Consider the following 12,254-nt stretch of genomic DNA (forward strand, 5'->3'; position numbering starts at 1 on the left):
ACAATGCCCGCCCTTAATATGGGGGCACTCCCCTAACCGCCTCATTAAGTGAGGCGAGTCTGACCTGTCATCAGAACGAGATAATTATGTTTAAACCGGAACTCCTTTCCCCGGCGGGAACGCTGAAAAATATGCGTTACGCTTTCGCCTATGGCGCAGATGCTGTCTATGCGGGCCAACCGCGTTATTCACTGCGCGTACGCAACAACGAATTCAACCACGAAAACCTGCAGCTCGGCATTAATGAAGCCCATGAACTGGGTAAAAAATTCTATGTGGTGGTTAATATCGCCCCGCACAATGCCAAGCTGAAGACCTTCATTCGTGATCTGAAACCGGTGGTGGAAATGGGTCCGGATGCGCTGATCATGTCGGACCCGGGTCTGATTATGCTGGTGCGCGAGAACTTCCCTGACATGGATATTCACCTGTCGGTGCAGGCTAATGCCGTTAACTGGGCGACGGTCAAATTCTGGAAGCAGATGGGGCTGACCCGCGTGATCCTCTCTCGTGAACTGTCGCTGGAAGAAATTGAAGAGATCCGTACCCAGGTGCCCGATATGGAGCTTGAGATCTTCGTTCACGGTGCATTGTGCATGGCCTACTCCGGGCGCTGCCTGCTCTCTGGTTACATCAACAAGCGCGACCCGAACCAGGGCACCTGTACCAATGCCTGCCGCTGGGAATACAACGTGCAGGAAGGGAAAGAAGACGTGGTGGGCAATATCGTCCATAAGTACGAGCCGATCCCGGTACAAAACGTCGAACCCACATTGGGTATTGGCGCGCCGACAGATAAAGTCTTTATGATTGAAGAAGCCCAGCGACCTGGTGAGTACATGACCGCTTTCGAAGACGAACACGGCACTTACATCATGAACTCGAAAGATTTGCGTGCTATTGCCCACGTTGAGCGTCTGACGCAGATGGGCGTGCATTCGCTGAAGATCGAAGGCCGTACCAAGTCATACTATTACTGCGCACGTACCGCGCAGGTTTATCGCAAAGCGATTGATGATGCCGCTGCCGGCAAACCGTTCGATCCGCAACTGCTGGAGACGCTGGAAGGCCTGGCGCACCGCGGCTACACCGAGGGGTTCCTGCGTCGCCATACGCATGACGACTATCAAAACTACGAATACGGTTTTTCTGTGTCCGAGCGTCAGCAGTTTGTTGGCGAATTCACCGGTGAACGTAAGGGCGAATTAGCGGCCGTGCTGGTGAAAAACAAATTCACCGTCGGCGACAGTCTGGAGTTGATGACCCCACAGGGCAACATCAACTTTACCCTTGAGCAGATGGAAAACGCCAAAGGCGAAGCCATGCCGGTTGCGCCGGGCGATGGCTATACCGTGTGGATGCCTGTACCTGAGGATATCGATCTGAATTATGCGTTGCTGATGCGTAATTTTGCCGGTGAGTCGACGCGCAACCCGCATGCTAAGTAGTTAATTACGGTTATTTTTCAGCGATCGGAAGATTCTTAGAAATCGATCACATACCGTTTCGTTTATTGAGGGTATTATCCCACCCGCTGAAAAACATAACCCATAAATGCTAGCTGTACCAGGAACCACCTCCTTAGCCTGCGTAATCTCCCTTACGCAGGCTTATTTTTTGCCTGCTGGTTTACGCCATCAATCCACAATAAACAACTTTGCTCCCGTTGCGGTTGATGAGCGATGCGCTTCTGCATGATCGGCCACCTGGTAACTCATACCTGGCTTTAGATCGAACGCGCGGCCATCTTCCAGTTCCGTGCGTAACTCACCTTCCAGACAAAACAGAACGTGTCCTTTCGAACACCAATGGTCGGCCAGATATCCCGGCGAATATTCGACAATTCGCACCCGAACATCACCGGCAAAAGCCACTTTCCATGTAGCATATCCAGACTCACCAGGATGCTGCTCGGGAATAACCTGCGACCAGTCGGTCACATGGAATGGAATATTGTCCAGTTTCATCATTTAGCTCCACGGTAAGTCGTCTTCAGACGAAAAAAAACCGGGCATTACGCCCGGCTCATTAGTGATTAGAACTTAATGTGCGGCTTCTGGCTTGTGCTTTTGCGCACTCTGGAAACCATAGGTCAGCTCATTTTTCTCTTTATCCAACTCAACGGTTACCTGACCACCGTCCACCAGCGAACCAAACAGCAGTTCGTTGGCCAATGGTTTTTTCAGGTTGTCCTGAACAACACGCGTCATTGGACGTGCGCCCATCGCGCGGTCATAGCCTTTCTCAGCCAGCCAGTTACGTGCTTCCTGGCTTACTTCCAGCGAGACGCCTTTCTGATCCAGCTGTACCTGCAACTCGACAATAAACTTATCAACAACCTGATGAATCACCTCGGTAGAGAGATGGTCGAACCAGATAATATTGTCGAGACGGTTACGGAACTCCGGCGTAAACACTTTTTTGATTTCGCCCATCGCATCAGTGCTGTTGTCCTGATGAATAAGCCCAATCGATTTACGCTCGGTCTCACGTACCCCGGCGTTGGTGGTCATGACCAGCACCACATTACGGAAGTCCGCCTTACGGCCATTATTGTCGGTCAGCGTACCGTTATCCATTACCTGCAGCAGCAGGTTAAAGACATCCGGGTGCGCTTTTTCGATTTCATCCAACAGCAGGACCGCATGCGGGTGTTTAATGACCGCGTCGGTCAGCAAACCGCCCTGGTCATAACCGACATATCCCGGAGGCGCACCAATCAGACGACTGACGGTGTGACGTTCCATATACTCGGACATATCAAAACGCAGCAGCTCAATGCCGAGCGCTTTGGACAGCTGCACCGTGACTTCGGTCTTACCAACGCCAGTCGGTCCGGCAAACAGGAATGAACCGACAGGTTTATGCTCATGGCCGAGACCGGCACGGCTCATTTTGATCGCTTCAGTCAGCGCCTCAATGGCTTTATCTTGTCCGAATACCAGCATTTTCAGACGGTTACCCAGATTTTTCAGCGTATCACGATCGCTCTGCGACACGCTCTTCTCCGGGATACGCGCGATGCGGGCCACCACGGACTCAATATCGGCAACGTTAACGGTTTTCTTGCGTTTGCTGACCGGTAACAGACGCGCACGTGCCCCCGCTTCATCGATCACATCAATGGCTTTATCCGGCAGATGACGATCGTTGATGTATTTCACCGCCAGTTCGACCGCGGCACGCACTGCTTTCGCGGTGTAACGAACGTCATGGTGCGCTTCGTATTTCGGTTTCAGACCGTTGATAATCTGCACGGTCTCTTCTACCGACGGCTCAGTGATATCAATTTTCTGGAAACGGCGCGCTAACGCCCGGTCCTTCTCAAAAATATTGCTGAATTCCTGATAGGTCGTGGAGCCTATCACACGGATTTTACCGCTGGAGAGCAGAGGCTTGATTAAGTTCGCCGCATCCACCTGGCCACCCGATGCCGCACCCGCACCGATAATGGTGTGGATCTCATCAATAAACAGGATGCTGTTGGTATCCTGTTCCAGCTGTTTCAGCAGCGCCTTAAAGCGTTTTTCAAAATCGCCGCGGTATTTGGTGCCCGCCAGCAGCGACCCGATATCCAGAGAGTAAAGGGTGCAGTCCGCCATAACTTCCGGCACGTCGCCCTGAACAATACGCCAGGCAAGGCCTTCGGCAATCGCGGTTTTACCGACGCCAGATTCACCCACCAACAGCGGGTTGTTTTTTCTACGGCGGCAGAGTACCTGAATGGCGCGCTCCAGCTCTTTTTCCCGGCCAATGAGCGGATCAATTCCACCCACACGGGCAAGCTGGTTAAGGTTAGTCGTGAAGTTCTCCATACGGTCCTCCCCGCCAGCTTGCTCTTCGTTATTTGGCTGATTCCCGGAGTCAGAAGACTGACTTGGTTCGTCTTTGCGCGTGCCATGAGAAATAAAATTCACCACGTCCAGACGACTCACTTCATGCTTACGCAGCAGATAGGCCGCCTGAGATTCCTGCTCGCTAAAGATAGCTACCAGAACATTTGCGCCGGTAACTTCATTGCGCCCGGAGGACTGAACATGAAAGACCGCGCGTTGCAGTACACGCTGAAAACTCAACGTTGGCTGCGTGTCGCGCTCTTCTTCACTGGCAGGCAATACGGGTGTGGTTTGTTCAATGAAGGCTTCGAGTTCCTGACGGAGCGCCACCAAATCCACAGAACACGCTTCCAGCGCTTCGCGGGCCGATGGGTTACTGAGCAACGCCAGTAACAAGTGCTCGACGGTCATAAACTCATGTCGGTGCTCGCGCGCTCTGGCGAAAGCCATGTTTAAACTGAGTTCCAGTTCTTGATTGAGCATAGGCACCTCCCCCAATATTTATGCCTGCATTCAGGCTTTTTCCAGCGTACACAGCAACGGATGCTCGTTCTCCCTTGCATATTTGTTCACCATCGCGACTTTGGTTTCAGCCACTTCGGCAGTGAATACGCCGCAGATAGCTTTACCTTGATAGTGAACTGCAAGCATCAGTTGCGTTGCACGTTCTACATCATAAGAAAAGAATTTTTGTAACACGTCAATAACAAACTCCATCGGAGTGTAATCATCATTGATTAATATCACTTTATACATAGATGGCGGTTTTAGCGCGTCGCGCAATTTGTCTTCCGCCAGCAGATCGAAATCCAGCCAGTCGTTCGTCTTACTCATTGTCAGTCGTCATCTTCAGTTACGGTTTCCGGCAGAAAATGTTGCCGCTGACAAGCAGCCTATGCACACACTCAATCTACCTCAAGTATTAGATAACTATCATCTATTAGTGTCATCCGCGACATCTGTCACAGAACCGACAATAGCGTTAACTGCTTCAAATTTTGATGCATTTTTACCCTATTCCATCCGTCTGACGCTTGACGCCCCGCCTGATTTCTCTAAATTGTAGTTTCGAGAGTTGGCGAGGTTTTGAACAGCCCCCACTCCGCAACCGGTTCATTCCATCTTACTTATATAAGATCTACGAAGGATGTCGAAGTATGGAAACGGGTACTGTTAAGTGGTTCAACAACGCCAAAGGGTTTGGTTTCATCTGCCCCGAAGGCGGCGGCGAAGACATTTTCGCCCATTACTCCACCATTCAGATGGATGGTTACAGAACGCTAAAAGCCGGACAGTCTGTCCAGTTTGATGTCCACCAGGGGCCAAAAGGCAATCATGCCAGTGTCATCGTGCCTGTCATTGAAGCAGAAGCCGTCGCTTAACCCTTCTGTTTCATTGTGTACATCCCGCAGTCAAAATGCCAGCCCTTGCGGCTGGCATTTTTATCTCTGTAACATTATTCCCGCGCCAACGCATCTACCGGATCAAGCCGCGCTGCATTACGCGCCGGTAACCAGCCAAACAAAATTCCGGTAGCGGTTGAGCACAGAAATGCCGTGAGCAGCGCAACGGGTGAGAAGCCAATTTCCCAGCCGGGCAGGAATAACTGTAGCGTAAAGGCGATCAGCATCGACAACGTGATGCCCAACGCGCCGCCAACCAGACATACCAGCACCGCTTCAATGAGGAACTGTTGCAGCACATCACTGGCGCGCGCGCCAACCGCCATACGAATGCCAATCTCGCGCGTTCGTTCGGTTACCGAAACCAGCATAATATTCATCACGCCGATTCCACCTACCACCAGCGAAATGACCGCCACCAGCGTCAGGAAGAGTTGTAATGTACGTGTGGTCTTTTCGGCGGTTTTCAAGACACCGTCCATATTCCAGGTAAAGAAATCTTTCTTCCCATGGCGTAACGACAACAGACGGGTAAGTTGCTGCTCAGCCTGAGCGCTATCAAAACCGTCCTTCACTCGCACGGTGATTGAGTTCAGCCACGATTGCCCCATGATTCGCCCGGACATGGTGCTGTAAGGCAGCCAGACCCGCAGGATCTTACTACTGCCGAACATCGACTGTTTCTCCTCTGCAACGCCAATCACCGTAGCAGGCATATTTCCCACCAAAATGACCTCGCCCACCACCTTCGCTTTGTTGGGGAACAACTGACGTCGGGTATTACTGTCAAGCACCACCACCTGCGCCCGGCCAGCCAGTTGCTCAGCGTTAAAGGTGGTGCCTTCGCTAAACGTCATGCCATAGACGTTGAAATAGTCGCCGCTAACGCCGTTCGCACTGGCTGCCACGTCAATATTACCGTAGCGTAACCGCAGGTTCTTCGACACCGCAGGCGTCACCGAACTTACCCAGGGCTGTTTCTGCAGCGCGGTTAAATCGTCATATTTCAGCGCCTGTTGATACTGCGGATCGTCATCGCCGAAATCTTTGCCGGGATAGATATCAATGGTATTGGTACCGATAGCGCGAATGTCTGCCAGCACCAGCTGTTTTGCCGCATCCCCCACCACCACAATTGAAACCACCGAAGCAATACCGATGATAATCCCCAGCATGGTCAGCAGCGTACGCATCTTATTCGCAGCCATTGCCAGCCAGGCCATGGTGAGCGCTTCGCGAAAACCGCTGATAAACTGACTCCAGCCGGATACTGTTTTCACTGTTGATTCGGAGATTTCGCGTCCGCCAGAAGATTTGTGCGGCGGCGGATTACGTACGATCTCTCCGTCGCGAATTTCAATGACGCGCTCGGCCTGCGCGGCGACCTGGCTGTCGTGCGTAACGATAATTACCGTATGTCCGCGATCGCGAAGTTGATGCAAAATCGCCATCACCTCTTCGCCAGAATGGCTATCCAACGCGCCGGTGGGTTCGTCGGCAAGAATAACCTGCCCACCGTTCATCAACGCACGCGCAATACTGACCCGCTGCTGCTGACCACCGGAAAGCTGGGAAGGCTGATAGTCAACCCTGTCGCCCAGCCCCAGCCGCTGGAGTAATTCCTGCGCACGAGCCAGACGTTGCTTACGTTCAGTCCCGGCATAGACCGCTGGCACCTCAACGTTTTGCGCGGCGGTTAAATGCGACAGCAAATGATAACGCTGGAAGATAAAACCGAAATGCTCGCGTCGCAGTTGCGCTAACGCATCGCTATCGAGGGTGGAGACATCGCGCCCGGCCACCCGATACGTGCCGCTGGTAGGCTTATCAAGACAACCGAGAATGTTCATCAGCGTCGATTTACCCGAGCCAGACGCGCCGACAATCGCCACCATTTCACCGGCCTGAATGCTCAAGGAAACGTCCTTTAACACCTCGACCTGCCCTTCGCCTGACGGGTAACTGCGGCGGATATTGCTCAGCTCAAGCAATGCCGTCATTTCGCCGCTCCTGGATTGCCCTCGCCGGTAATGACTTCATCTCCCTCTTCCAGCCCCTTCACAATCTCCACATCGGTGTCATTGCGCGCGCCGATCACCACCTCACGCTCGCGGGTTTCGCCGTTACGCAGCAGCCTGACGTTATAGCGATTATTGCCAATAGGATCGCCCAGCGCCGACAGCGGGATAGTTAGGACATTTTTGACATCCGTGAGCTGGATATGGACCTGTGCAGTCATATCCAGACGCAGGATCCCTTTCGGGTTAGGCACTTCAAAGCGGGCATAGTAGAAAATCGCATCATTCACTTTTTCCGGCGTCGGCAGGACATCTTTCAGCGTACCTTCGTAGCGCGTCTGCGGATCGCCCAGGACGGTGAACCAGGCTTTTTGTCCGGGATGCAGGTGAATAACATCCGCCTCGGAAACCTGCGCTTTCACCAGCATGGTACTCATGTCTGCTAACGTCAGAATGTTAGGTGCCTGCTGGGCGGCAATAACGGTTTGTCCTTGCAGGGTGGTTATTTGCGTAACCTCACCCGCCATCGGCGCCACAATGCGGGTGTAATCAAGGTTGGTCTTTGCTGTATCAAGAGAGGCTTGATTACGTTTAATCTGTGCATCAATGGTGCCGATTTGCGCCTGTTTGACCGCCATCTCGGTAGCCGCGGTATCGAGATCCTGTTGTGAAACCGCCTGGGTTTTCGCCAACTGTTGCTGACGGGAAAGCGTCACCCGCGCCAGCTTCCACTCGGCTTCAGCCTGTAAACGCTGAGCGCGTAATTCCATCAGCGTCGCTTCAACCTCTTTGATCTGGTTTTGCGCCTGTTCAGGATCGATAACGCCAAGCAGTTGATCTTTTTTTACTTTATCGCCAATCGCGACCGACAGCGTTTTTAACTGCCCACTGACCTGCGCCCCGACGTCAACTTTACGCAGCGCATCCAGTTTCCCGGTTGCCAGTACGCTTTGCTGAAGATCGCCTGGACGAACAATTAACGTTTGATACTGAGGTAAAGGCGCATTAAGCGTTCGCCATAGTGCAATTATCGCCACAATAAGGATGATAGCGAAGATAAAATAGCGTTTTTTGATTTTTCCCTTGAGCTTCATAAATGTCCCAATTCCCCCAATACGTCCATCAGAGTGGAGTGTTAAACGTCAACGTTAAATAAATAGCCGTTGAAAAGCGCAAGAATAACAGAGTTATTGATGAATGGTTAAGATCCGCTGTGCTGAAATTAATGCCAGGGTATCAATCGGATTTATATTATGAGTCAACTAACTGAAAGCGCTTTTCTTTCCAGCAAACCCATCACCAGCTTGAGTCTTTTTTACAGCCTGAGCCGCGGTCAATTACGGCCTGCACAGTGTTGGGATAAACGGAGCTTTCGGCGTAAGTTTATCTGGCGTTCATTGCTGATACCTCGCCTTACCCAGGAATGGATGACTGAACTGGCGCAGTGGCCCGAGCTTGAAGACCTGCTCGCCCGTCAACCCCGACTGCCCGTTCGTCTGCATCGTCCTTACCTTGCCGCCAACTTCGATCCCAGAATGCGATTAGATGCGGTGCGTTTTCATTATCATGTTATCCGCCATGCATTTTTACCTGGTGAATTTAACGCTTTATTAAGTCATGACGGCTTACAGTTGGCGCAAATTGCAGGCAAAGATAACGAGATATTTACCGTGACCATGATGATGTTTCCGGTACTGGATAAAGAGGGTGAAAGTACCATTCTGGTGCGAAATGGCGATGGTGACGAACTGACTAAAATGACATTTACGTTCTGCGAATATAATGGGAAAAGTACATTATTTATCGGCGGCATGCAGGGCAATTCACAACTTCCGCACGAAGCAACACAAAAAGCGACCAAATCCTGTCACGGAATATTCCCCAAACGCCTTGTTATGGAAGCCATTTGTCGTTTAGCGGAACAATTGAATATCGAAAAGGTAATGGCTGTCAGTAACGAGCAGCATATCTTTCGCAGTCCGCGTTACAACGATAAAAACAAAGTGATTCTTTCCGACTACAACGCATTTTGGGCGTCGCTTGGCGGCGAGTGCGACAGCCGCGGGTACTATCATATTCCGCGTGCGCTGGCACGAAAAAGCGAAGCGGAGATTGCCAGTAAAAAACGCGCAGAATACCGCCGTCGCTATCAGCTACTGGACAGCATCCACGCGCAGCTGTCGTCGATGTTTCGCCACTAATCCGCTCTGCCGCGTGCCAGCCACAGCACGCGGGAAAACATTTTCCGCAACAAAGTGGGAACGGCGTCTACACCACGCCGCCCTGCTTCCATCGCCACCTCGATCGCCAGATCCGGTTTTGACGAACGATGAATCGCCTTGGAGATAATTTTGCGCATATTCATTGGCACGTTTTCCGGAATCTGCGCGACGCGATGAAAGACATCGGCGAACCCCTGACGATACATAAAGTGTTCCATATCCAGCGCGGGGAGCATGGTTAAATGATCGCGCTCCTCCTCTCTGTCGTTATTCAATAAACCGCGCACCGTGGCGGCATACTTTTTCCCCGCTTCATCGCCATCGACCAACACGTGCCATTCAATTCCCATCCGGCGGGCAAACTTAACCAGTGGTTTGAGGCCTGACTGAGCGAATTCGATGACTTTAATGCCTTCCGCATCAAAGTGGTGTCCGCACTGGCGGGCCAGCTCGTTAATGACCCAGGTTTCCGTTTCGCCTTCCACCAGCAGCCAGCAGCGGGCAAACAGTGAAGATGCGCGATTGAAACGAATATGGAAAGCAATACGCCGACCGTCCTCCGCGCTGATCCCACCCGGCCCCAGTCGCCAGGCGGCGACGCGGGATGACTCACGCACCAGACGGACAACGTGTTCCACCGGCGTGAGAGACAGCAACTCACCGGAGTTGGTGGTCGCCACCCGCTGGAGAGGAAGTAGATTCAGCAGGTGCCAGGCAACCGACAACATGATGGGATGTAAACGCGTTTCCGGGTCTTCTATCAGCAATAAAGGCCGGGCATCTTTATCCAGCCTTAACGTGCCTTTGGCCTGCAACAGCGTCGAGAACAGTCCCAACAGGATAACGCGATGCGTTCGTCCGCCAGGTTTATCAATCATGCGGTTAATGATATCCAGATAGCGCCAGCTACGTTGTTCGTTATTGGAGCGGCGACGCATCAGGCGATAGCGGGACTGACCAGAACCCTGCTCAGAAAAATAGTGCTCTAATAGCTGCACCATAGCCGACAGCCCCTGACGAATCTGCCCATCGGTCAGGTTTTGTGGTCGGGTAGCCAGTTCACGCGCCAGAAAATCCAGCTGGCGAGCGGTCACTTCAACATCCGCCGAATCCGGCACCGTACCGTTACGAATGCGCCGCATAAAACGCGCGTCACGCAGACGCAACACAGGCATCAGACGCACGAGATGCCGCGCCAGATCGTTAATGTCGTCGAGATTTAGCGGATGACCATCACTATCAAGAAAACTACGTAGCGTCAGGACGCTCCCATCATCCGCGCACTCGCCCTCCAGACGATAGAATATACGGTGATAGCTATCGTGGCACGGCGTCCAGCAGGCTTCCAGAGGACGGTAGCGACGAACCCGATGACGACCCGGCTGAGATTCACGAAACGTCAGGATAATGTGCAAATGATGTTCCCGGCCCTGTATATCCCCCGGCGGGAACCAAAAATCATCGCGGTTAAAGTGGTACAAATCAGATTCCGGTGACAGCAGCAAGGTTAAAGCATCCAGCAGACTGGACTTACCCCACGCGTTCTCCCCAATCAGCACGTTACTCTGCTCAAGCATCAACGACAGGCGGTTAATACCACGAAATCCAACAATCTCAACGCGTTCGAGAATCATATAGCCTCCGGAAATGCTAACTTTTTCCTTCAAGTTATCAGGAGTATAACGTTAACCGAGCGCTCAGGGCACCCGATATCATCAGGAGGTTAATCGCAGAAATCAAAAAAATTAAGAATATTCTTCTTATGTTTTCCTGTGATTATAATTTCTGAGCTCAATCATCATTTTTAGCTAATTGAACTATGCTTCATTCATCCAATATTCAAAAAGGAATCACGACATATTGCCTTAAATCAAATTTTTTCATCAATTTAACTGGCGAAGGGATGATGTTTTTTTCTAAAATACCCGCTCTTTCATCATCGTCCCTTTAAGCGATGAATTACCGGGCAAGGAACACGAACCCGGAACTTTTAATTGAGGTGGTTATGTTCAGGAAATTAGCAGCCGAATTCTTCGGTACGTTTTGGCTCGTCTTTGGTGGGTGCGGTAGCGCAGTACTGGCCGCAGCATTCCCGGAATTGGGAATTGGATTCACCGGTGTCGCATTGGCATTTGGTCTGACCGTATTAACTATGGCCTTTGCCGTGGGCCATATTTCAGGTGGACATTTTAACCCGGCAGTAACCTTCGGTTTATGGGCTGGCGGTCGCTTCCCGGCGAAAGACGTTATTGGATATGTTATTGCGCAGGTTGTGGGCGGTATTGTTGCAGCTGCGGCTCTGTATCTAATTGCCAGCGGTAAAGCAGGTTTTGATGCAACCGCCAGCGGTTTTGCTTCGAACGGCTTTGGTGATCATTCACCTGGCGGTTATTCCATGCTTTCTGCTGTTGTAATTGAAATTATTCTGACCGCTGGTTTCTTATTAGTGATCCACGGCGCGACCGACAAACATGCTCCGGCAGGTTTTGCCCCTATTGCAATCGGTCTGGCGTTAACACTGATCCACTTGATCAGCATTCCAGTCACTAATACCTCCGTAAACCCGGCACGTAGTACCGCAGTTGCCATTTTCCAGGGCGGCTGGGCATTGCAACAATTGTGGTTCTTCTGGGTCATGCCAATTATCGGTGGGGTTCTCGGCGGTCTTATTTACCGCACTCTGTTGGAAAAACGCGATTAATCATTAACAAAAAGGCCTGGCGAAAGTCAGGCCTTTTTTTCCTCGCTATATTTCCTTTTATTTGCAACTTTACT

At 51.6% G+C, this 12,254-nt stretch carries 10 protein-coding genes; 4 read left to right on the top strand and 6 right to left on the bottom strand.

The window, feature by feature from the left end; translation table 11 throughout:
- Nucleotides 1–86 precede the first annotated feature (86 nt).
- A complete protein-coding gene (gene trhP / locus OOJ59_RS05890) occupies nucleotides 87–1,448 on the top strand; it encodes a prephenate-dependent tRNA uridine(34) hydroxylase TrhP (protein ID WP_150345189.1) in 1,362 nt (453 codons plus the stop codon).
- Between the two features lie 189 nt (nucleotides 1,449–1,637).
- Here trhP and OOJ59_RS05895 read toward each other — a convergent pair whose 3' ends face one another.
- The 3 genes from OOJ59_RS05895 to clpS all read right to left on the bottom strand — a co-directional run bounded on the left by OOJ59_RS05895 (nucleotide 1,638) and on the right by clpS (nucleotide 4,670).
- Nucleotides 1,638–1,967 carry a DHCW motif cupin fold protein gene (locus OOJ59_RS05895; RefSeq protein ID WP_032939562.1) on the bottom strand — a complete coding sequence of 110 codons (330 nt, stop codon included), beginning with the start codon at nucleotides 1,965–1,967 and terminating at the stop codon, nucleotides 1,638–1,640.
- A gap of 75 nt (nucleotides 1,968–2,042) precedes the next feature.
- Entirely contained in the window at nucleotides 2,043–4,319 is a 2,277-nt protein-coding gene (clpA, locus tag OOJ59_RS05900) for an ATP-dependent Clp protease ATP-binding subunit ClpA (RefSeq protein WP_038641840.1), read from the bottom strand.
- 30 nt (nucleotides 4,320–4,349) lie between these two features.
- The gene (gene clpS / locus OOJ59_RS05905; RefSeq protein ID WP_006683877.1) at nucleotides 4,350–4,670 is read right to left on the bottom strand and encodes an ATP-dependent Clp protease adapter ClpS; all 321 of its coding nucleotides are present in this window, start codon (nucleotides 4,668–4,670) and stop codon (nucleotides 4,350–4,352) included.
- A 323-nt stretch (nucleotides 4,671–4,993) separates the two neighbouring features.
- Between clpS and cspD the strand changes: the two genes are divergently transcribed.
- Nucleotides 4,994–5,218, top strand: a complete 225-nt coding sequence (gene cspD, locus OOJ59_RS05910) for a cold shock-like protein CspD (RefSeq protein WP_003036813.1) — start codon at nucleotides 4,994–4,996, stop codon at nucleotides 5,216–5,218.
- 74 nt (nucleotides 5,219–5,292) lie between these two features.
- On the opposite strand, the gene macB is transcribed toward cspD, so the two are convergent.
- Both macB and macA read right to left on the bottom strand, forming a co-directional pair.
- Nucleotides 5,293–7,239, bottom strand: coding sequence for a macrolide ABC transporter ATP-binding protein/permease MacB (gene macB / locus OOJ59_RS05915; RefSeq protein WP_087855946.1), 1,947 nt, complete (start codon nucleotides 7,237–7,239; stop codon nucleotides 5,293–5,295).
- Complete coding sequence (macA, locus tag OOJ59_RS05920) at nucleotides 7,236–8,351, bottom strand: macrolide transporter subunit MacA (RefSeq protein ID WP_038641845.1); 1,116 nt, start codon at nucleotides 8,349–8,351, stop codon at nucleotides 7,236–7,238. Before macA ends, macB begins: the two co-directional genes overlap by 4 nt.
- Nucleotides 8,352–8,510: 159 nt before the next feature.
- On the opposite strand from macA, the gene OOJ59_RS05925 reads away from it, so the two are divergent.
- Complete coding sequence (locus OOJ59_RS05925) at nucleotides 8,511–9,458, top strand: VirK/YbjX family protein (protein ID WP_085047908.1); 948 nt, start codon at nucleotides 8,511–8,513, stop codon at nucleotides 9,456–9,458.
- Here OOJ59_RS05925 and OOJ59_RS05930 read toward each other — a convergent pair.
- The gene (locus OOJ59_RS05930) at nucleotides 9,455–11,113 is read right to left on the bottom strand and encodes an ATP-dependent endonuclease (RefSeq protein WP_137350822.1); all 1,659 of its coding nucleotides are present in this window, start codon (nucleotides 11,111–11,113) and stop codon (nucleotides 9,455–9,457) included. The two genes, OOJ59_RS05925 and OOJ59_RS05930, sit on opposite strands and share 4 nt — an antisense overlap.
- Nucleotides 11,114–11,484: 371 nt before the next feature.
- On the opposite strand from OOJ59_RS05930, the gene aqpZ reads away from it, so the two are divergent.
- Nucleotides 11,485–12,180 carry an aquaporin Z gene (gene aqpZ / locus OOJ59_RS05935; RefSeq protein WP_038641851.1) on the top strand — a complete coding sequence of 232 codons (696 nt, stop codon included), beginning with the start codon at nucleotides 11,485–11,487 and terminating at the stop codon, nucleotides 12,178–12,180.
- Nucleotides 12,181–12,254: the final 74 nt, after the last annotated feature.

Source organism: Citrobacter sp. W9 (assembly GCF_026719375.1).
Taxonomy (GTDB): domain Bacteria; phylum Pseudomonadota; class Gammaproteobacteria; order Enterobacterales; family Enterobacteriaceae; genus Citrobacter; species Citrobacter werkmanii.